The sequence below is a fragment of the Aporhodopirellula aestuarii genome (genome assembly GCF_023701485.1).
Taxonomy (GTDB): Bacteria; Planctomycetota; Planctomycetia; order Pirellulales; family Pirellulaceae; genus Rhodopirellula; species Rhodopirellula aestuarii.
Window position 1 is genome coordinate 1 of sequence record NZ_JAMQBK010000067.1, and the last position, 21887, is coordinate 21887.

Consider the following 21887-nt stretch of genomic DNA (forward strand, 5'->3'; position numbering starts at 1 on the left):
TGTGTAGATACCAATGCCCCCTGGGAGGGTCGAGCGTCAGCGAGGGGAGGGTTTTTCGGCTGCGGATAATGGCTCTGAGGACTTCCAAGTCCAACGCACCCTCCCCGCTCGTTCCTCGCGACCCTCCCAGGGGGAGTGTGCAATGCTATTAAGTCAGGCGTCTCAGAGGTGAAGGGAGGGAGCCTCGTGGGCCTAATCCCTGGCTGAAACGGGCCTGGAATGGCGCTTCCTGCCCCCCGCCTGGTTTGTTACTGTATGCCTTGGTGGAGGGGCAGCCTCCGGGCCTTCGAGCCAGACTTTTCCAAGGGGAGAGTCAAGTTGCGTTAGCTGTTTTTCTTATGGAAGCACCGTATCAAACACGATCTCCATGACCAAATTCACTACTTCAAAGCTGACGCGTCCGGTTCGGAAAATCCAACATTCTCCGCGAAACTGGCACCACTCCGCTAGAATATTCACAGAACCTTAATCACTTTCGGAGCCTCCGGGCGCTGCGTCAAACGAGGTGATGGACCAAAATGCTGGCGTTCCGTAAGAGGTCATTTCACACCTGTTTGCTCCCACTTGAATCGCGTCGCATGTCCAAAACGAAAGTCCTCGTCGTCGAAGATTACCTGCCGCTCGTTGAGACGTTGGAATATCAACTCAAGCGAGCCGGGTACGAAGTTTTTCGTGCCACCGACGGCCGCGAAGCTCTTAAGCAAGCCAAGCTGCAACTGCCCGATTTGATTGTGCTTGATGTCGACCTCCCTATCCTGAGCGGTGTCGAAGTTTGCAAACAATTGCGTGCCAATCCCGCAACGCAATCCTGTCTGATCATGATGCTCAGCGCACTCGGTGAGGAATCGGATCAAGTGGTTGGGTTCGCGATGGGCGCCGACGACTATGTGCTCAAGCCGGTCGAGAGCTACAAGGTTCTCCTGCAAAAAATCAAAGCTCTCCTGCGGCGCCGCGAGCCCGCAGTCGATGACGCAGAATCGGTAACGCAGTCCGGCGTCACGGTGGATCGCCGACGCTTCGTGGCCACGATCGATGGTGAAGTACTCAAGTTAACCAAGAGTGAGTTTCGTCTTCTCGAAACGTTGATTCGTCAGCCCGGTCGTGCCTTTGATCGCAATGAACTCGTCGAAGCGGCTCTCGGCGAAGACACCCTGGTGCTCGAGCGAACAATCGATGTTCACATCCGCGCCCTGCGAAAGAAAATGAACGACTCAGCCGATCTGATCGAAACCGTACGTGGGATCGGTTACCGATTCCGCGAACACGACTCGAGTCCGACCGAAGTCGCGGTCGCTGAAAACGTCTGACCTTCGTCGATGACTCTGACGTCGCTAACGCACGAGAAGTCCCATCACGCCGAGGTTCTTTAGGTTCGGCTCGATCTTCTCACGCACCAATTCAGCAATCTGATTCGGGTCGGTGATTTCTTGGCCTTGATGTTTGAGTGCGATGCCGTCTCGTGTAATGAAGCGGACCATTCCCGCCACAATCTGCTGACGATCGTTTTCGCCATCGCACAACATGATCAACTGTCGAGTCGCCTCATCGACTCGTACGTTCATGTGTCGCAGTGATGTGATCGTATCACCGGTTTCCGCCTGCAGGCGTGCCAGTACGCTGGTTTGAGGCTGGGACGAAACCTGTGTGACCAAAGGCTGTTCGTCCGAATGCAAACGCACCATTTCAAATCGTGCCAGCTGAATCAATTCGCCAGCCAAGTTGGATCGAGCTGATTCCTCATCGACTCCAGAGCTCCGTCGCTCGGATGCAAAATCCCAAAGACTTGGGAAGCTCACGGCGGCCGGGCGAACTGATGCCAGATACAGCAATGCCGCTTGAGTCGTGGGCGTCTTGATCGTGACATGCGTTCCACGATTGCTGACGACTTGTAGCTCGGTTTCAGGATTCGCTAAATCGACAACCGTAAAAGGTTGGTTGTCACTATTCAGGCATCTGGAATCGGAAGAAAACCACAATTTTTCAATCGCAGACAATTCTGGGGTGTCGGCAGTCTGATCACCCTTTCCGTTTCGACGCAGTAGCGATTGCCGAAAAGCTCGATTGCACAAGTAGTCGAGATATTGTTCTCGCTGCAGCATGGGCATCATCGAAATCCGCTGTCTCATCGCGTCTGATTGTGACGGCACGAAGGTTAAGCTTGATTCGCATACGTATCGCAGATCCATCTCCGAAAACTCATCAACGAACTGATAGAAGTAGCGAGGTTCGTTAACCGTCTCGAACTGTTCATGAAACAAATAGGCTTCGTGGGACTGTGAAATCGACCGAAGTTCTTCACGCAACATTTGCCCATAGCTGGTCGTTTCGGGAACCGAGTTGGCGACTTCCGCTAAGAATTGTTTTCCTTCGGCGATCGATTGAAGCGAGGGGCGGCTCTGTGAATCTGCGGACGCATGATGCCTCAACATCTCCCGCACCAATCCTTTGGCGTGCCAGCCGGGATATGTGTTATAGCTGATGAACGCGACTCCCGAGTCGGAGAGATGGCCACGGCAGATCCTGAGAATCTCTTTGCGGACTCGCTCTGGAACCCAGGAATAGACGCCATGCACAAGGATATAGTCGAACCGGTTGTCGTCGGCCGGTTGCGCGATGTCTGCAGGAAAACCTGCGGGAAATTGTGTTAAATCACCGGCATGGAGACAGATATTTTTGAGTCCAAGTTTTGCTACGGTGGATCTCCCTGATGCAATGTGGCCGGCACTCAAGTCGATACCAACGCAACGAGATTCCGGATACAACACCGCGAGCGAAATCAAATTGCCGCCCTGCCCACAGCCGAGTTCGAGTATCCGGGAATGCGCGGGAGGGACGGTTTCGACTCCGTGCAGCCTCGCCATCGCTGCGATCGAATCCGGGTTCGTCCGCGGATGCACGAAGTCCGGATAAGGGACATCTTCGTATTGCTGTGCGGCGTCCATGCGGAGGTATCCGTAGGTTTCGGTGAGGCGGAGACGGGGTGTTGATCGCCCCGAATTTTGATCCTGAGACGCTTCGGGACATGAATGGTTTTAGTGCAATTTCCAGCCGAAAGGCGTAAGCCGGCTATTGTTTTAGTTGTTTCGCAAAGCTTAAAGCATTTTGAAGAATGACGTGGGATGTAGGGCTGGTTGCTACCAGCCGATTCGAGTTCGTCCGGTGGGAACCGGACATACATGATTTGTTAAAATGCTCTAGTGAGCCGACAGCGTTAGCTGCGGGCCTCCAATGACTGTGTCCTCACCGATACGCCCGCAACTAACGCCGTTGGCTCATTAAAACAACAGCCTGTGAGTCTTCCGGTCCCGCGTTATCGGCCGGCGTGCGTCGTTCGGCTACCTTTGAAATCCCGCCCTAATTAAATTGGCGCCCCTTGGCGTGGTCAAGGAAATGGGTAATCAGAAGACAGCGAGGTCATCGCTATTTCGGAAACTCGAGTACGCCATCCCAATCGGCAGGAGCGACGCGGTGGTATTGCAAAATTCGCTGCAGCAACACGTCTTTGGGTCGATCCCAAGCAGGCAATTCATGGAGCTGCTGATAGGCGTCGTCCCAGCGTCCTTCGCCGAACGCGGCGAACGCTTGTTCAGAAAGTCTCAATTGAGCTTCGGTGAGTTGCGGATGGTTCTCCATCGGCACGATGAGCTGAAAGATCTCAATCGGATTCTTGGTCCCTGCCGGCCGCACCCGTCCCAGCGTTCTGAGGTGGAATCCGTCTCGCGTGGTGACAGCGGTTGCACCGGAGGTTTTGGCGGCAATCGTGCCTGGCGACGAGTCAGCTGTCTCGGCAGATTGCGGTTCGGGATGATCCGGTACAACGAGATGCCTGGCGGTCACATCGTCGACGAGGATTTCGACGCCAAACACTTTCGTAAGTCCCTCCAATCGGCTCGCTAGGTTCACGACCGGACCGAACGCGGTAACTTTGACTTGGTCGACCGTCCCGATGCGACCGGCGACAGCTTTGCCAGATGCAATCCCGATGCCGCAGCGAAAATCAGTGGCACCTGTGGCGTAGTCGCGGCGAATGTCGGCGGCGGCCCGAGCGGCCGCGGCACTGGCGGCGACCATCGGGTCAGTCCCGTGTGGCAGCGGCAACGGCCAACCCCAAAACCCCATCGCGGCGTCGCCGTGGAAGTCGCCGATCACGCCTTCGGTGTCGAGGATGTGTTTGGTCATCACACCAAGCGCCGCGCTAACTTGTTCGAGCAAGACGAGCAGATCGTCGCTGTGCATTTCGGACGTACGCGAAAAACCACGCAAGTCACAAAACATCACCGACAGTTCACACTCCCGCGGTTGCAGCCAATTTTCTGAGTCTGTACCCGCGATCGCGTCGAGAACAACCGGTGCAAAAAAACGACGCATCGCAGCATGTCGCTGCTGAAACTGGTTTGCCTGCCGCATCCCCGAGACGAGTGAACCGACGACTTCCGCGAACTTGACGTCGTCGCTGAGTCGATCGACCAATGTGCGTGAATCGTTAATCGACGCGTCGCTGGTGAGCATCGCTGCACGACTTCCCGTGACATAGAGCACCCATCCGCGACACGCTTCGCTGCGCAGTGGCACGCAAAACGCCCAATCGATGTTTTCGGTCGCGGTGTAGTCGGCCGCCGAGGGTTGCGAGTGGTTATGCGTGTGTGCGGTTTCCCAAAGATGCAACACGCTGTCACGTCGGTGCAGCGTTGCGGCGACCAATTTCGTACTGACGTCGTGCGAGGTCGAATTATTGTCGCGCACGTCGTAGTGCAGTATCTCCATTTCTGGAAGCGATTCCTGAGAATCGGGATTTGGAATCAGGCCATCCTTGAGATCGGCGCGAACGATTGCGACGGCCGACGACGCCGGAGTCGCACGCAACAAGACGTCTGTTACGCGAGCAAACAATTCCTCGTCGCTAATGCTGCCGGCGACCAGGTCGGGCAAGCGAGCGAGCAACTCGATCCTCGCTTGCGTGTCATGGAAATTACGTTGCCGTAACGCCGATTCGGCAAACGCCATCTCGGTGACTTCGTAATTCTTTGACGACGCGATGTAATCGGGTGTGAGGTTGGCGTCATCGTCTAATTCGTGGCGATCCTCGGGAACGAGTCCGCGTCGAATGGATGGACTCGGAGTCATTGCGGCCTGCGGCGACGGGTCGGATTCCGATGTAAATCCAGGACGACGTGCGAGCGTGAAGGTGGTTTCTCCGATAACAAAATGTTCACCGGGAACGACCACAAATTGATCCCGCGGTTTGCCTCGGTAAAAGATCGGATTGCGTGCTCGCGGATCACGAGTCACCCGCAACCGATCGCCGCTGAGCATGGTCAGCACGGCATGGTGTCTTGAAATCGTTGGATCCCAAGGCACCGCCCACGGGATGGCGACGATGTGTCGTTTTTGCGGTTGGCCCATCGCCGCAACCGCACCGCCACCCACGTCCGCATAGGCTGAGCGGTTGCTCGCCGATGACGACAGAGACGCCGGCGGCGGTGAACTTTGAGGCTGCCGCCCCAGCAGCACGTCGCGGCCGGCAGCAATTTCAGGCAACCCGCGTCGCCATCGACTCGCTCCTTGCGCTATCAAGTCAGGCATAGGATTAGACGCCCGGAATTCAGGCTGGCTTCCATCTCGCTAAAGTTTTCGTTCGCACCGGAAATGTCCGCACGCGAGCGATCGAACGCATGTATTCGTGTCCGGCAGAAATCCTGGGACGCGAATCTTTTCTACGCAACCATTATCCGGCAACGGATAGGTCGCTGTCTTGTCTGCAAGCGATAATACCAGGGTTAATTAGCTTCGGTAAGGAATCGCGTCGGAAACGTTCGAGACTTCAATCCACACGTGAAGCCTGAGGGCAGCCGCACGGTCAAAGATGAGACGACCGCGATGGATTGTGCCGCATCCGTCCGGGACGAGGAATTCGGTCGAGCCCAACTACCCAGTCGGACAAAACTTTTCGGTCGATCCAAATGGGACAGCACCATTTTCAAGAAGCTACTGCTCCCGAGACCAAAATTGCGGACGTTACCCGCATCGGAAGCCTCCGAGAGGCACCACGACGTGAGCGGCCAAAACTCCAATACATCTGCCCGAAAGTGCCACTGTCGAATTAAATCAACAAGCTGACTTACGCCGATTCGTTTTCGGTGGTATCGGGGGTAGCTTCGGAGGAAACGTTCGAAGGCGTGTCGGTAGCCGATTCGTTTTTCTGGCCACTACTGTTGCCGTCCTCGTTCTGGGCAGCTTCTTCGGCTGCCTTCGCCGCTTCGGCTTGATCCATCACGATCAAACAATGCTCCAAACCATATTGGATGTGTTCAACGGCAGCTGCAAAGGCCGCCTCGGGCTGGCGATTGGCGATCCCGTCATAGATCGCTTGGTGATGCCCACAGGTGAGTTTCATCGACTCCGCATCGTGAATGTGTTTTCGGATACCAAACACACGCGTTAGCACTTGCGACTGTGTCGCCGTCTGGACGATCGCTTTGTTTCCAGTCGCTTCGAAAACCCGAATGTGGAATCCGTAGTCAGCACGATCGAAGTTGCGTTTGATTTCGCGGGTGGTTGTTTCCGTACCACCGCGTTCTTGCTCTTCCGTCGCTGCTTTCATCTTGGCGAGTTCTTCACCAATTGCTGCGATCTGTTCTTCACTCGCTTTGCGGGCGGCCATCGCTGACGCACCCGGTTCGATGATTTCGCGAACACCGTAGATCTCGATCAGTTCTTCACGTCCGATCGTGCGAACGACCGCGCCGATTTGAGGAATCAGGTCAACGAGTCCTTCGTTGGCGAGCCGACCGGCTGCTTCTCGCACCGGCGTTGCGCTGACACCGATTTCTTTGCCGATAGGTCCATAGAGTAGTCGCGTACCAGGCTCAAAATCTCCCGAGATCAGCCGGTTGCGTAAGTACTGATATGCGCGAACGGAATGAATCTCTTGGCTCAATGGAATGCCCTGATGTTGGATCGGGAAGCGAGCGATGCTCTGTTCGAATTGTGAATGGTAACCATTGTAGCAACGCAATCACATTCGCGCAGATGGCGGGTGACACGAAACGCATCAGAATTTCATTTCGCTAGTCAATGGGCGCAAGTCTATGGACGTGTTTGCACGTCATCTCAACTCAGACGATGTCATTATTGAAACTCACGTTCATGACCGTTTTCTTAATACGTCCCAATACTTAATAGACAACCTTGTCTATAGAATATATTGCTTGCCAACAGCTTCCGACCGCCAAACCTGCTAACGGACAGTCGTGTCGTTAGACAATCCGTTTTGACTTCGAAGTTGCAACCAAACTGCACCGCCGCTCATCCGCCCGGGCGTAAGCGAACCAGCGGGGCAAGTGAATCGACCAATCGAAAGTGGGCTGAGGGCAATCAAGCCGCTGACGGTGCGTCCTGACCGGAGGTTGGCGAAACGATGCCAGGTTCTTAAATAGCTGTGTGACCCGATTCGAACTGTCCAACCAGTTCTCTTAGCGGAGCGGCGCAAGCCGCCCGATATGACACACTCTTCTCCAGCACGGCACCGAACGGTTCGCCGGCTGTTGATTTAACGAGCCGACACGCATAGGTAATTATGTGTGTCCCTATTTCGATCGATTCAATCAAAAGGCAACACCATCAGCACCGCGGATTATGGATCGCGGCGAAGATCAGATCGGTGTGGGTTTCGCAGAGCCGCGAAGTAGTTCCTCCACTCCGTTTCGTTGTAGCCGTAATCCACCTTCGGAGCGATCATCTTGACGAGTTGCAGGACTTCGGGATGACGCACCGGGATGGTTTGCTCGACAATCTTTGCTCCTTGAGTGAGCCCCGCACCTCCGTTATTGCCAAACCCCGCCTGCGTGCCACCGCTGCCGATTTGCGTTTTGATCTTATGCTCGGTGATTAACGCGTTGGTATACGCGAATGCGAGTTCTGGATTGGGGAAGTAAGCGAGGGCTCGCGCCGCCGCTTTGACTTGTTCGGGCGATTGCGATTGCAACAACGGAACGTACGTCGCTACCGCTGACGACGCACCATACTCGGTCAATTGACGCAAAGCTTCTTGGCGGATGAGTTCATCGGGTTCGTTCAATCCGGCTTCAACAAGAGCCTTCACCGCGCCAAACGTTCGCAGACGACCGAGCAAGCGAACATAGCCGAGGCGAAGTGTTCGTAAGTTGGTTTTGGCTTTTCGGGAGCGAATCAATTCGGCGGCGATCGCGTCGGTTGCATACGGATCGTCAATCGCTTCAATTTCTGCCATCGCTTCCGCATCGCCACGGATGGCGTTGGCGTTCATGCGTCGGAACTGCTTGATCCACAACTTGGATTTCTTGTCACTCTCGTCAGCAAATTGACTCGCCGCCAATACCTCGGGTAATACCCACCGACCTTTCATGTCTTCAATCAGTCCTTGACTGCGCCGTAGGACTTCGTAACTGATCCAACCGGTTTCGGACTTGTTTCTGACAAATCCCAACGCCGCTCGAGCGAGCGAGTGATCCGGTTCGATCTCGATCGTTCTTGTGAGGTGATAGCGGTACTGCGGCAGCAACGTTTTCGATTTGCACCAACGGGCGAGTTCGAATTGTGCTTCGGCGTCTTGGCCTGCCGCAGCTGCCCGTTCGCGATACTCCTTCAGCTCGTCGGCTTCGACCGCTCGCCTCACGTGGGCTCCGGCGACCGCGATCGATAAATCTTGATCGACCCGGACGACGACATGGGCGGTCGATCCGTCCGGCTTTTCCGTCCGACGTACGTCGCCGGTCAATTGACCTCCCCCGGACAGTTCGACTTTGCCAGCGATGCCGCTCGATGTGGAGACCAGCGACACCACAATCATGAGGAGGACACGTGGTGGCCCAAGGCGGCTGGAAACGCGGGAGCGGTCAAACATCATCAAAATCCCGATCGACGTGGATGGCGGTCTCCCTCTATCTTAACCGACAGAATCGGATTTTCGCGGCCTGACCAATCGAATCCGCTCAAGCGACGCCCAACGAGTGGTCGATTGAGATACTTGACCAAACAGGTCATGATTGTATCCTGTCTTGGACTGAACCCTGAAAATCGTCCCAATCCGACTCCCACAAACGCTTTCCCAGTCGCCGAGCATCGCTATCGTGTCCGCAGATTCTGAACCGTCAAAATCGCTCTCGGTCGAGGAATCCGCTGGCGCCGCCCTGGCCGCGCGAAAAGCGATGGGGCTCGATGATGATGGCATTCCGCTGGTCGGGGGTGCCCGTGCGGCCGACCCGCCGTTGGAGCCGACGCCCGAATTTCTCGCTGAACTGCAGCGGGAAAGCGATGCGTTGGAGAACGAGACGCCTCAAGCGATCTTGAAGTGGGCCGTTGATCGGTACGCTCCCAAATTCACGATGGCGACGGCATTCGGCCCCGAAGGCATGACGATTATCCACATGCTGGCCGAAATCGCCCCGGAAACGCCTATTTTCAACCTGGAAACCGGTTATCAGTTCGACGAAACGCTGCAACTTCGTGAACAGGTTCGTGAGCGATATGGCATCACCGTCGAGTACAAATATCCCAAATCGTCGGTCGAGGAGTTCGAGCGAGAGAACGGTGGCCCGGTCTATTTGACTGACCCGAATCGCTGCTGTTTTGAGCGAAAACTGCGGGTTTTGCACGAAGCCGCACGCGGCTGGCACGCTTGGGCGAGTGCGATCCGACGGGACCAAAGCGAAGACCGCGCGAAAGCTCCGATCGTCGGTTGGGACAAGAAATTCCAGCTTGTCAAAGTCAGTCCGTTGGCCAATTGGACCAAACAGCAGGTCTGGTCACTGATCATGAAAGAATCAATTCCCTACAACCCGCTGCACGACCGGGGCTACCCCAGCATCGGCTGCCAGCCTTGCACGCGATCGGTGTTGGCGGGTGAAGACGAACGCGCCGGGCGATGGAGCGGTTTCCAAAAAACCGAATGTGGGCTCCACAATTAGGGCGAGATGTAGCATCCCACCCGCAGGCGTGGCAGAATAACAGCGGAACGTTCATTTCTATTCGCTGAAGTTGCTGCACATGTTCGAGAAACTCAAACGCTTGCTCGGCGCCGCTGACGAGCGGGTGAGTGACGACGCGTTGTCTCACCAAACGATGACCGGCGAAACGCTCGATCAAGAAATCGATGCGATCCGGCAAACCATGGTCGTCGACCCGTCTCGCCTTCGGGGTGGCGATAGCGATGAGTCCGATGCCGACGACAGATTCGGAAAGCAAGGTTCGTCGCAGCCGGGCGGATCGAAAACTCGGGCCTCATCGAGATCGAAAGCAACACCCAAACGCACGCCGCTGTATCGTCCCGTCCTGCGTCCTCCAATGGCATTTCTCTCAGCTCTCGATGATGGTTCGATCAAAGAGTCGGAGGTATATCGGCTGCGCGGCGGAGTTGTGGTAATCGGACGCGAACAGGGTGACGTGACCTTTCCGCACGAAGTGCTGATGTCGTCAAAGCATGCACAGCTTGAGTGTCGACGTCATCGCGGTGGCTATCAGTGGCATTTCGTCGACTTGGACAGCCGCAACGGTTCATTTTTCCGGGTTCAGCAGGCCTACTTGCGGAATACCCAGGAGTTTCTCATCGGCGGTCATCGTTTTGCCTTCCGGATGCCCACGCCAGACGGTCGCTTTGAGGATGCGACCGGTACACAGGTGCCCCCCAACCCCAACGACGCGCGAGCGACGCAGTTGGTCGCGGACGTGAAAGTGTCGCTGCCGAAATTGGTCTATCGAGATCCGAAAGGCCCCGAGCAGACCTTCACGCTGGAGAGTACGCACATCGTGATCGGTTCCGACCCCGCGACTTCCGCGTTATCGATTAGCGATCCTTACGTGTGTCCCAATCATTTGCAGCTACACCACACACCGCGGGGATGGTTGATCGAAGACCTGAGTTCACGCAACGGTGTCTGGCTGCGACTGCACGATGTGAAGCTGGATCAGATCACCGAATTCCAACTCGGCGAGCAAAGGTTCTACTTCCGCCCGCCAGCCGCGAGAAAGATCTAGCATCGCCTCACCGTGTTGAAAGCGAAATGGGGCGGCAGAACAGTTCACCCGCCCTATCCCCAGGAATGAAACAGCACCTGTCCACGCCAACTACGAAACACACCCCCTTTCGTGTCATTCGTACTTTTCGTGGTCAAAAAAATCGCACAAAGAGTCGCCCGATCGCTCCGTCGATCGCATCCCTACCTCCCACGTCAACAAACCATCAAACGCACTGCCCAACCAAACCCCGCCTCCCTCTTTCGTGTCATTCGCGCTTTTCGTGGTTAAAACACCCACACCACCAACTCCCACTACAAAAACCACCTACCAGCCCAACGCGCCAGCCAGTAACGCAAACGGAATACTAAGTTTGGCACCGGGCGCGCCCTAACGCATCTGTTATCTCGCCTTAAACACAGCGAACGCATTCGGTTACGCGGCTCCGGTGAGCCTGAATCGTCGCCAATTTGTTATCATTCCAGAGCAGCCTGCTCTCGCGCCCCCGAACCACCTCTACAAAGGAATCCAGATGGGATTGTTTGATTTGATTCGCTCCGAGTTGATCGACATCATCGAGTGGATCGACGACTCACAACACACGCTGGTATGGCGTTTCCCACGGCACGATAACGAAATCAAAAACGGCGCCCAATTGATCGTGCGTCCCGGACAGATGGCGGTGTTTGTCTACGAAGGTGAGATCGCTGACGTGTATCCACCGGGGCACTATGAGCTGACCACCGCGAACCGGCCCGTGATGACGACGCTCGAGGGATGGAAGTACGGATTCGACAGCCCTTTCAAGGCCGAAGTTTACTTCGTCAGTACGCGGCAACTCACTGATTTGAAATGGGGAACGCCAAACCCAATTATGTTGCGTGACCCCGAGTTTGGTCCGATCCGAATTCGAGCTTTCGGTACCTACACACTCAAAGCGGTTGATCCGAAAGCGCTACTCACCGAGATCGTCGGTACCGACGGCCAGTTCGGAGCCGACGACGTTACCACGTTAATGCGATCGATCATCCAAAGCGCCTTCGCCGACCTGATCGGCAGCTCGCAGATCGCGGCGTTGGATCTAGCGAGCAATTATGAGCAGCTCGCCGCAACGCTTCGGGAGAAGGTCGTTGAACGCATTGACGACGAGTACGGGCTTGATTGCCCGCAGCTATTTATCGTCAATATCTCGTTCCCCGAGTCGGTGGAAAAAGCTCTCGACACTCGCACCAGCATGGGTGTGATTGGGGACATGACCAAATTCCAGCAGTACCAGATGGGGCAAGCGATGACGGCGGCCGCGGAGAGCGGTGGAGGCGGCGGAGCTGCCGAGGGCCTCGGTCTTGGCCTGGGAATGGCGATGGCCAACCGCATGATGCCCGCCGGCGGAGTGGGGGCTGCACCGGGTTCCGCACCGCCACCCCCGCCTCCCGCAGATGCCTGGTACGTGGCCGTCAATGGCCAGAGCAAAGGCCCATTCACGACGGATCAGATGCGATCAGGATTCGCCAGCGGCGAGGTCAACGGACAGACCATGGTTTGGATGGCCGGCATGTCAGCGTGGTCCCCAGCCTCCAGCGTCCCCACCCTCGCCTCAGCCCTATCGGCCACCACCCCGCCCCCACCACCACCGGCTCCTTAGAGAGCCCAACACTCTCGCGTTTCACCAAAGTCGCCCGATCGCTCCGTCGATTGGATCCCCCCGACACCCGAGCAATCTTCTCATCCACGAAACGCAATCCCCGCTTTTGTGTGATTCGCACCTTTCGTGGCAAGAAAAGCTCACGCAAACAGTCGCCCGATCGCTCCGCCGATCGGATTCCCCACGCAAAACCGGATGGCTCGCGCCATTCCGCTAACAAGAACAAGTCCTATCGTTCAAGAACGGATTGGCCCGGCCTAACCACACAACACCCAAACCACACAACACCCAAACCACACAACACCCAAACCACACCAAACCCAGCCACCACCTTTCGTGTCGTTCGTAATTTTCGTGGTCAGAAAAGTCCACGCAAACAGTCGCCCGATCGCTCCGCCGATCGGATCCCCACGCAATACCGGCTCGACGCACCAGCGAGTGACAATCCGCCTGCTCGGCCAAAACGCGGAGGGTAAATGCGATTTTGTAAGCTGGCAGATTCTCCCGGCCGCGCGAGACGCGCAGTCCCCGTAACACCGGATGGCTCGCGCCATTCCGCTAGCAAGAACAAGACCGAGCGTCAAAAACCGATTCCCCCGGCCGAACCACCAAACACACGAAATCCAGCCCTCATCTTTCGTGTCGTTCGTACTTTTCGTGGTTAGAAAGAAGCCACACAAACAGTCGCCCGATCGCTCCGCCGATCGGATCCCCACCATACACCGCGCCGACGCATGAGACGCCCAGTACCTAAAACACCGGATGGCTCGCGCCATTCCGCTAACAAAAACAATTCCCAGCTTCAAAAAAGATCGGCCCTACGCAACCACCAAACCCAACCACCACCTTTCGTGTCGTTCGCATTTTTCGTGGTTAGAAAGAAGCCACACAAACAGTCGCCCGATCGCTCCGCCGATCGGATCCCCACCATACACCGCGCCGACGCGGGAGACGCCCAGTACCTAAAACACCGGATGGCTCGCGCCATTCCGCTAACAAGAGAAAGCTCTCGCTGGAGAAACTGATGTTACACGTCGTCGGTTCCATTGGTGGAACTGCTCGTCGCGATTGATGTCGGCTTGGCAGCGGCAGCAGACGCTCTTAAGCCGACCGCGCGCCCCGAGACCACGATTGGTGTTCGAGGTTGACCAGCCTTTGGTCCACTCTCTTTCGTCTTACGGTAATACCGACTCGTATGTCGACCGTAGCGGTAGTAACCATAGCCTTTGTACCCGTCGCTGCTGCTCGATTCATCCGAGTTGTTGACCACGACACCGACCACACGAGCTCCGACGGTTCTCAGAATCCCAGCCGCTTCCTTCAGATTTGGTTTGCTCTTACGGCGGATTTTCAACGTCATCACGACCGCATCCACCAAGCTGGCCATAATGCTCGGATCGGTCACCACCAATAGCGGTGGCGTGTCAACGATGATGTAGTCAAACTCGTCTCGAAGTAATTCGAGCAACTCGCCCATCTCCGTCAATGTTAAGGCTTCGGCGGGGTTAGCCGGAATCGGACCCGACGGCATGAGTCTAAGTGTTGCCAGCGGCGTCTGATGAATGGCGTCGATATGCTCACAGTGGCCATTGAGCACATCGATCAAACCTAGTTGCTCAGCGGCATCGAAGTTATCAGTGATCTGAGGGCGACGAAGGTCGCAGTCGATTAGCAGCGTTTTCTTACCGCTCTGGGCGATACTACATGCCAAGTTCCCTGCGACGGTACTTTTGCCGTCACCTGGTAGCGGACTGGTGACTTGGATGATTTTGCCGCCGGGCACGTTCGACAGATCAAAGAAGATGGACGTCCGGCACGATCGAATCGCCTCAGCGGGAACCGACGCCGGTTGATGGACCACCGCTAGGTACGGATCCAGCTTCTCAAACGGGTTCGGGTGGTCCGGTTTCGATTTCCGCACACGTCCTTTGAAGAACGGGATGTGGGTCAAAATAGGTACACCAATCGCTTCGGTAATCTCATCTGGATCCCGGAACGTGTTCGCATTCTTCTCAAGCAGGAGTGCTAAACCACATCCCATTGCAAGGCCAAGAAATGTTCCGATTCCTAACATTTTCAGAATACTCGGGCCGACTAGCTCGGCACGCGACGGCGCAGTCAATTCAACCACTCGCACACCGCCCTCTTCTTCGGTCAATTCGACCCGAGCCATTTGTTCTTCGAGTTGGTCAATCAGCTCACGGTTGCGATCGATCTCGCGGAGCATCGCATTGTTTTCCTGTTCGTATCGCGCGAGTTTCACCGCCTCCGATTTTTCTGACGCGATTTGTTGATCAAGTTCTGCGATTTGCTGGTTCAATAATTCGACCTCAGCTTTCGAGGCAAACAGGATTACCTCCACGGCTTCTTTCGCCCGCGTTGCGGGATCAACGCCCTCAACCTTGTTTTTTTCCATCAATTCGAAGACTCGCTCGGCTTGTTCCGTGACCAGGCGTTTGAGCTCACTCTTCATCATCTTTAATTCAACGTCGAGTTGCTTGACCGTCGGATGTTGTTCGCCGAATTCGGCGGCATATTTATTGCGTTCGATAATCAAAGGAACGAGTTGTTCGTCAAGCTCGAGTTGTTTGAGTCGGGTGTCTCCCTCCCGCATGTCTTCTCGAGTTTGCATGACTTCCGGAATGTCAAACGTCTTGCCAACCAATTGTCCGATAATCGACAAGCTCACCAGCGCATCCTTGCCCTCTTTCGCGATACTCTGGATTGCGGCGAGTTCGATCGATTTTTGACGAGATTGCTCAAACAGTTCGCTGCGTCGTTCGGTTAAATACAACTGCCGCTCACGATGGGGATTGACCGCCTCCCCCCTTTCATTCCAAACCAATGGTGCGGCGGTACGGAAGTCTCGATATCGCTGTTCGAGTTCTGACATTTTTGGCTGCAACTGATCCGTAGCAACCGTGATCAATCGCAACAACTCAGTTCGCGAACTCTTGTGTTTTTTGGCAAAAAATTGCTGAATCGCTGCGCTGTAGGACCTCACCGCCCCCAGGCAAAGTTCTGGATTGGTGCTCTCGAACGAAAGTGCCGCCACCAACGAGGATGCGGATTGAGTGTCCTGGATGTCTGTTTCAAAGCTGAGCGATTCTGACGACACTTCTGCAAACACACTTTCGTTTTCGTCAAACTGCTCACGAAAAATCTCGAAGTTCTCATTTTGAAATGCATCCTGAATCACCGTGTCGCTAAACAGTTGGGATCTCAGGATGTCGATTGGCGGTACTCCTCCTACGACATCCCCCGTAAGATTGTCGAAAACGACTGGTCTGTCAGATTCAAACATTAGCAGCGTGGCTGACGCGAATGTTTCTGGTGTTTTAAGAAAAACGATAAAACCAACCATCGCACCTAGGACCGCCGGAATCAGAACAGCCCAGCGGTATCGCCAAACCGACGCGAGCAGGTCCGCCGAATCAACCGATGGCCCCCCCGCACTCATTCCAGACGCGTTGCCGGCGGGTGATTGGTAGGTGCCTGGGTGGTCGGACTGGAATTCGGACGAAATGCTCATGCGTCGATCATTTTAGAAAATGAAGAAAAACAGACCGGAAGCCGTGCGACTTCGGCCGGGGAACGCATAAGTGTACGAATCAGGAGACGTTTGGGCTAGGAAAAGCGACGGACGAAATCCGAAATTGCCCCTGCCTGCCCGCAAAAACCGCGCAATCGTCTTGCTAAGAAGGGGGTGGGGAGTTCGCCTTTTCGCTCGCGGAGACGAATGAAAGACAAGCCCGAAGTGCAGGAAGCTAAAAAGGGGTGAGGCGGACAGTCCGTCCCATACTGCCTTTGGAAGGCCGCAGGATTGAAAGTGCCACAAAAACGCCGTAAAGCACGAGCAACTGGCGAGAAAAAGAATGCCTGCCACGCCGCCCCGGCTCGGCTCATCCACGATGTATGGACATGGGACTTCGTGCAGACATCGACCGTCAACGGACGCAAAATTCGTTTTTTGAACATTGTCGATGAACACACGCGACTTTGCCTGAGCATCAAGTCAGGTCGCAGCATCACGAGTGAAGACGCGATTGACACGTTGGCGGAACTGTTCTCGATGCACGGCGTACCCAAGCGAATTCGTTGCGACAACGGCCCGCAGTTCAATTCGCTGGCGATCAAAGACTGGTTGAGTAAGCTTGGCGTCAAAACTCTGTATATCGAACCTGGTTCACCGTGGCAGAACGGCCTGTGCGAGAGTTTTAACGGCAAGCTTAGCAACGAGTATTTGAATCAAACCGATTTGCTAAGTGAAAGCGACGCGACGCTCAAGGCACGAGCATGGCGTGAAGACTTCAATGACCATCGGGCACACAGTTCGCTTGGGTACCTGGACCCGTCGGAGTTTGCGAGTCGCTGTGCTGATTCCGCTTCGTTCGCTGCGCTCACTCCACGGAATCAGCACAGCGACTCACTTGAACCGTTACTTGTTTCCCAACCCAACATTTTATAACGCTTGGTACAGAAAATTGAGGCAACCCCAAAAGACATCATCACGTTCAGTGACATGATTATCAGTGTTCGTCACCAGTTGTGGTGTCAATGGATTTTCGAGCAGACGCCAGGCAGAGAGGGTGTTCGGAAACTATCGGCCCCCATCCGAAAACTAAACTTCGGGCTCACGCAAGCTGCACGAAACGGAAAAAGTCGAGCTTAGCTTCGTAGAGCGGCTTAACCCGCCCAAGCACGGAGGACAAAACGGGAGACGAGGCAGAAACTTGTGAGCCGATCAACGCGACATTCCAAGCTGGTTCCGAACGATCTCTGAATCAGGAGTTGGCAAACCCTTAAACCAGGAATGAAATCCGATCCAGCGAGGAAAGGCGACCGCAATGGCGGTCGCTAGCAGAATCTTGATGTCAACGATCAAACCATGATGATCGACATACCATAGCTCAAGCGCCCCTTTATAAGGCATGATATCATTTCGATAGCAGCTCCGCAGATCGCGACCTTCAATTTCCGCCTGGGCGATGATGGATTCCTCGTCGCGAAAGAACAGCGAGCCGAGCCCTGTTAGCCCCGGCTTCACTTCGACAATCTCCCGCTGAATTTCGTTGCTGTAATCCGCAAATCCCTGGGGCATTAAGGGACGCCAACCGACCAAAGAAAGCTTGCCGACCAACACATCCCAAAACTGCGGCACCTCGTTTAGCTTCGTCTTACGCAAGAACTTTCCCACGGGCAAGACGCGAGGGTCGTTTCGCAATGTGATGTCTTGAGTGCCAAGGTTCGGACTGTTTTGGAGCATCGTGGCAAATTTAGTGACCTTGATGATCTTGCCGTCCAGTCCGATGCGGTCCTGAAAGTAGAACGCCTTATGCTCTCCCGTCAGCTTCAGAATGACAATCACCACCGCCAACGGCGCAGCAAGCACCAGCAACACGCCCCCCGAAACAAATACATCCATTACTCGCTTGATCATTAACTACATCCGGTTATCCAAAGTTTTGCCTGTCTCTTTGTGAGCGAACGTCGGCAGTAGCTTCGAGAAGGCGGTCAAAAGGTCTGTTTTGGTCCACTCGCGGGATCGCTTCATCGATTCAATTCTGCCCTCGAACTCCGATAACTGATCTTGGTTCGCGAAGGCTTCGTTTTGAACGACCCCAAGCTCTTCGTAGCGATCCCAATCGACCTGCTCACCATCCGTGTAGAATTCTTCAAAATCTTTCTCGCCCGTTGTATCTGTCTTGAAGAAAAAGCAAGGCCATTTTTTTTTCGCGATCAGTTCGCCGACTCGATCGCGTGCCTCATCCTCCGATTTGCACAACATCGGCTCGTAACCGATATCTTGCAAGTAGCGTTCTGCCATCGCGGAGAACGTGATCAGATGAAGTTTGGCGCTTAATTTTGGAAAATAGATTTCCCGATCATTCCCCTGCAAGATCGAAAAGAGACACAGCTGCGCACCTTCCTGACCAGTGACAAAATAGCGTCGAATGTCATTTGGAGCGGCGATCGGCTGACGCTTCTGAATTCGCTGCGTCCAGGCATGTGGAAGCGAGCCATCCGAAAAAGCCACATTTGCAAACCGAGCAGTTGACACTGCCGTATTCGATTTACCACCCAGCAAGAACATTTCCATAATGCGTTTCGATGCCCCCATCATGTTGACTGGATTGGCAGCCTTGTCCGTCGAAACACAGAAAAACTTTTTGGCTCCTGCGCAACGCGAGAACTCTAACAATTTTTTCGTCAAAAATATGTTGACATCGATCAGCCGCATCAGCGTAAAGGGATCCTTCTCGCTACGTACATGCTTGAGCGCCGAGAAATTTAGCACGTAATCATAAGGCCGGCTTTGTTTGATAGCATTGTGGGCAAAGGCGTCGAATTCCGGTCCCAATACATCGAAGCAATACGCATGAAAATCACCGTCTGTGTAGCCAATCGTCGACCGAAGATCGCGAACGAGTTCGGCCAGATTGTTCTCAGACGTATCGATCACATGCAGTGCACGCGGATTCTTTGCGAATAACTCGCGTACCACCGCCCCGCCGATCGATCCTGCCCCGCCAACGACCAGAAATCGACTCTGCGATATCTTCTCCGCCAGAGAATCTCCATGCTTCTGAATATCTTCCACGAAAAGTGGCGCCGCTCGTCCAATCAACTTCAACAGTGACTCGGTTTGCATCAATGACCTATTCTTTCTCTTTTCACTCCAGACTGGACGTGCGATTCTCAAAGTGAATCATCAGACTACTTGCGGTTTCGGCACAAACGTTCGTGCAGGAACGCCGCGTACAAAAGCGCCACTTTCCACATCACCAACGACGGTAGCTCCAGCAGCGACAAAGCATCCTGCACCCAATCTCAAACCCTGAATCAGGTTTGCGCCAGTCCCGAGATGAGTTCCCCGGCAAATCACCACATTTCCCGATACTGTCACACCTGGGGCAATATGGCAATACTCTTCCACCACACAATCATGATCTACGGAAGACCTAGTATTCAAAATTGTGAAATCTCCTACGACCGTGCCCGGTTGAACGATTGCGCCGGCGTGAATCTGTGCGGTCGTGGCGATGGTTGCGCCTGGAGCAACCCACGAAGCAGGGTGTTGAAAACCAGTAAATTCATAGCCATGTTCCTGAAAACGGCGCACGAGCCTATGCCGCGGGCACAATTCGTTCACAGGCAAGATGGAACCGAGTCCCGACACGAGCAGAACATCGCGTGGAGCAAACTCATCTAGCAGAGCCTCATCAGATAGGATTCTAACACCAAACGAGTTGGCAGCGTGGTTTTCAGGTCGAAGATCCGTGGCGCCAATTATCTTTCTTCCCGCCGCCTGCAAAGCGGCGGTGACAACACGACCGTGTCCACCGAAACCGACGACGATGATCGGTCGACTCATTGCGACAGGCTCGCGGACCAGTTCGGAGCTAAGTCCGCTGAACTGGGGATATTTAGTGCGCGACGGCTAATCGACTCTGTTTGTTCCATCGAACCGCGCGGGCAGTCTTCATAAATCTCTAGCTGGTGCATCGGCAGCCATACTGGACGACACTGATAGCCAGATTCATTCAAGCTTCCTAAAAGAGAGTCACGTGCTGATTCATTTTCTACATCAAGCAATAAACTGTTGAGCCAATGGTTACTGCGACAGTCGGCCGGTTCAGCTAGCATCTTCACGCCATCCACCTGGGAAAACTGCGCTAGATAAAGACGAGCAAGCTCTCGCTTCGCATTCAACAACTCGGGCAACACTTCCAGCTGTGCAACGCCCAACGCAGCATTGAGGTTGGGCATGCGAAAATTCCAGGCAATATTGTCGTGGCGAAACTCCCATTTGTGCGGGACCTTCGCCGTCGTTGTCAGATGCTTTGCCCGATCTGCCAATTCATGATCGTCAGTCAAGACAGCGCCGCCGCCGCCCGTCGTAATGATCTTGTTGCCGTTGAAACTAACTGCCGATACTTTACCGAACCGACCCGTGTGCTTACCCTTGTAATAAGACCCCAGTGACTCAGCTGCATCCTCAATGAACGGAATGTCATACTTCTCACAAATCTCCACGATGTCATCCAGTTCGCCCGGATGACCAAAACAATGCATCAAACAAACCGCAGCGATGCGTCGTCCCGTTTCCCGATTGATTGTGCCATCTGCTCCAGACTTCGCGACCTTGGACAGCCTCGAGCTTAAAGCCTCAGGGCAGATCGACAAACAGGATTCCGACACGTCAACGAAATGCGGGACCGCCTGACAATGCGAAATTGCATTGGCAGTGGCGACAAATGACAGCGATGGACAAATGACTTCATCACCCACGCTTACGCCCGTAATACGAAAGCAGACCTCCAACGCCGCAGTTCCATTGACAGTTGCGACAGCTCGTGCGCACCCGGTGGCTTTCGCCAGTTCCTCCTCGAATCGCGCGACAAAGGAACCCGCAGAGGATACCCAACCCGTGTCCAGGCACTCCTTCATGTACTGCCAGGCGTTCGGCGGTAGATACGGTCTGTGCAACAGAACAAATTCTTCCTGGGGTCCAATCGCATTTTCAATCGCAGCAATTGTCTCGCTACTTAGCTGTTCTATCGATGTCATTTCAGGTAAAGTTTAAAAGTCGAGGCGAGGAATGAGGCCAGCCACACGCACAAAAACAATCAGGTCCGCGGAAATACCCGCCCCAGATAAGTCAGTGCGTGTACCTGACTATCATCGCCGATGCTATCGCCTGCCGCAACAAACTCTTTGCTACCGATCACCCAGAGCAACCGAATCACGTACGCGTGCTCTCGGTAAGACGGACACTATAGTGACTCACCACAACGTCGTGGCCAATCGACACACGAATGCATGCGATCGAGTGATCACGAACTTTTGCATTGGTGATTGCGCGTGCGATCGGGCCCGGGAACCGGCGTTCGAGTGCAACCACCATTCCCGGACTATCCGCCGCGATTCTACTTCTTGTCCATAGGCATTGCAGAACAACAAAATACCGGATTAGCTTTGACTCGCGTTCATGGCTTCCGACATTCCAGCGATTACCTTCAAAGAACACGTGAGAAATTGCCTTAAAGGACAACAAGTTCACTTCCGTCCACCCATACGCCGCACTTTCGGCATCATTCAACCTTGCGCGCACATCCGCCGCATGAGCTGAAGGCTCTCGCTTTTCAGCCAGTCCATTCCATTCTTGCCGAACTAGGGAAGCATCCCAATAACTGTTGAAAGATGGCCTCCCGGAGGGCAATATCTGCCCTTCGCAATTTTCCAATTTTCGTCG

14 protein-coding genes and 1 pseudogene are annotated in these 21887 nt (G+C 54.7%); 5 read left to right on the forward strand and 10 right to left on the reverse strand.

Going from position 1 to position 21887, the window contains the following annotated elements:
* Positions 1 to 578 precede the first annotated feature (578 nt).
* Positions 579 to 1307, forward strand: coding sequence for a response regulator transcription factor (locus NB063_RS24725; RefSeq protein ID WP_250931712.1), 729 nt, complete (start codon positions 579 to 581; stop codon positions 1305 to 1307).
* A gap of 24 nt (positions 1308 to 1331) precedes the next feature.
* On the opposite strand, the gene NB063_RS24730 is transcribed toward NB063_RS24725, so the two are convergent.
* The 4 genes from NB063_RS24730 to NB063_RS24745 all read right to left on the reverse strand — a co-directional run bounded on the left by NB063_RS24730 (position 1332) and on the right by NB063_RS24745 (position 8881).
* Positions 1332 to 2942, reverse strand: coding sequence for a methyltransferase regulatory domain-containing protein (locus NB063_RS24730; protein WP_250931713.1), 1611 nt, complete (start codon positions 2940 to 2942; stop codon positions 1332 to 1334).
* 478 nt (positions 2943 to 3420) lie between these two features.
* On the reverse strand, positions 3421 to 5583 hold the full coding sequence (locus NB063_RS24735; RefSeq protein WP_250931714.1) for an adenylate/guanylate cyclase domain-containing protein: 2163 nt from the start codon (positions 5581 to 5583) through the stop codon (positions 3421 to 3423).
* A 535-nt stretch (positions 5584 to 6118) separates the two neighbouring features.
* Complete coding sequence (locus NB063_RS24740) at positions 6119 to 6937, reverse strand: GntR family transcriptional regulator (protein ID WP_250931715.1); 819 nt, start codon at positions 6935 to 6937, stop codon at positions 6119 to 6121.
* Between the two features lie 696 nt (positions 6938 to 7633).
* Complete coding sequence (locus tag NB063_RS24745; RefSeq protein ID WP_250931716.1) at positions 7634 to 8881, reverse strand: HEAT repeat domain-containing protein; 1248 nt, start codon at positions 8879 to 8881, stop codon at positions 7634 to 7636.
* A gap of 226 nt (positions 8882 to 9107) precedes the next feature.
* On the opposite strand from NB063_RS24745, the gene NB063_RS24750 reads away from it, so the two are divergent.
* The 3 genes from NB063_RS24750 (at position 9108) to NB063_RS24760 (ending at position 12631) form a co-directional block, all read left to right on the forward strand.
* Entirely contained in the window at positions 9108 to 9944 is an 837-nt protein-coding gene (locus NB063_RS24750) for a phosphoadenylyl-sulfate reductase (protein WP_250931717.1), read from the forward strand.
* A 79-nt stretch (positions 9945 to 10023) separates the two neighbouring features.
* A complete protein-coding gene (locus NB063_RS24755) occupies positions 10024 to 11010 on the forward strand; it encodes an FHA domain-containing protein (protein ID WP_250931718.1) in 987 nt (328 codons plus the stop codon).
* Between the two features lie 511 nt (positions 11011 to 11521).
* Positions 11522 to 12631 carry an SPFH domain-containing protein gene (locus NB063_RS24760; RefSeq protein ID WP_250931719.1) on the forward strand — a complete coding sequence of 370 codons (1110 nt, stop codon included), beginning with the start codon at positions 11522 to 11524 and terminating at the stop codon, positions 12629 to 12631.
* A 1027-nt stretch (positions 12632 to 13658) separates the two neighbouring features.
* Here the strand turns inward: NB063_RS24760 and NB063_RS24765 are convergent.
* Complete coding sequence (locus NB063_RS24765) at positions 13659 to 16163, reverse strand: polysaccharide biosynthesis tyrosine autokinase (RefSeq protein ID WP_250931720.1); 2505 nt, start codon at positions 16161 to 16163, stop codon at positions 13659 to 13661.
* 267 nt (positions 16164 to 16430) lie between these two features.
* Between NB063_RS24765 and NB063_RS24770 the strand changes: the two are divergent.
* Positions 16431 to 17099 (forward strand): annotated as a pseudogene (locus NB063_RS24770) (integrase core domain-containing protein); the annotation flags it as partial.
* Positions 17100 to 17375: 276 nt separating this feature from the next.
* Here the strand turns inward: NB063_RS24770 and NB063_RS24775 are convergent.
* From NB063_RS24775 to NB063_RS24795, 5 genes are all read right to left on the reverse strand, one after another.
* Positions 17376 to 18071: a sugar transferase gene (locus NB063_RS24775; RefSeq protein ID WP_250931721.1), complete on the reverse strand. Its 696-nt coding sequence runs from the start codon at positions 18069 to 18071 to the stop codon at positions 17376 to 17378.
* 3 nt (positions 18072 to 18074) lie between these two features.
* A complete protein-coding gene (locus NB063_RS24780) occupies positions 18075 to 19283 on the reverse strand; it encodes a UDP-N-acetylglucosamine 4,6-dehydratase (RefSeq protein ID WP_250931722.1) in 1209 nt (402 codons plus the stop codon).
* 60 nt (positions 19284 to 19343) lie between these two features.
* The gene (locus NB063_RS24785) at positions 19344 to 20006 is read right to left on the reverse strand and encodes an acetyltransferase (RefSeq protein WP_250931723.1); all 663 of its coding nucleotides are present in this window, start codon (positions 20004 to 20006) and stop codon (positions 19344 to 19346) included.
* Positions 20003 to 21202: a LegC family aminotransferase gene (locus tag NB063_RS24790; protein WP_250931724.1), complete on the reverse strand. Its 1200-nt coding sequence runs from the start codon at positions 21200 to 21202 to the stop codon at positions 20003 to 20005. Before NB063_RS24790 ends, NB063_RS24785 begins: the two co-directional genes overlap by 4 nt.
* Positions 21203 to 21377: 175 nt before the next feature.
* A partial coding sequence (locus NB063_RS24795; RefSeq protein WP_250931725.1) for a hypothetical protein occupies positions 21378 to 21887 on the reverse strand: 510 nt, incomplete at its 5' end.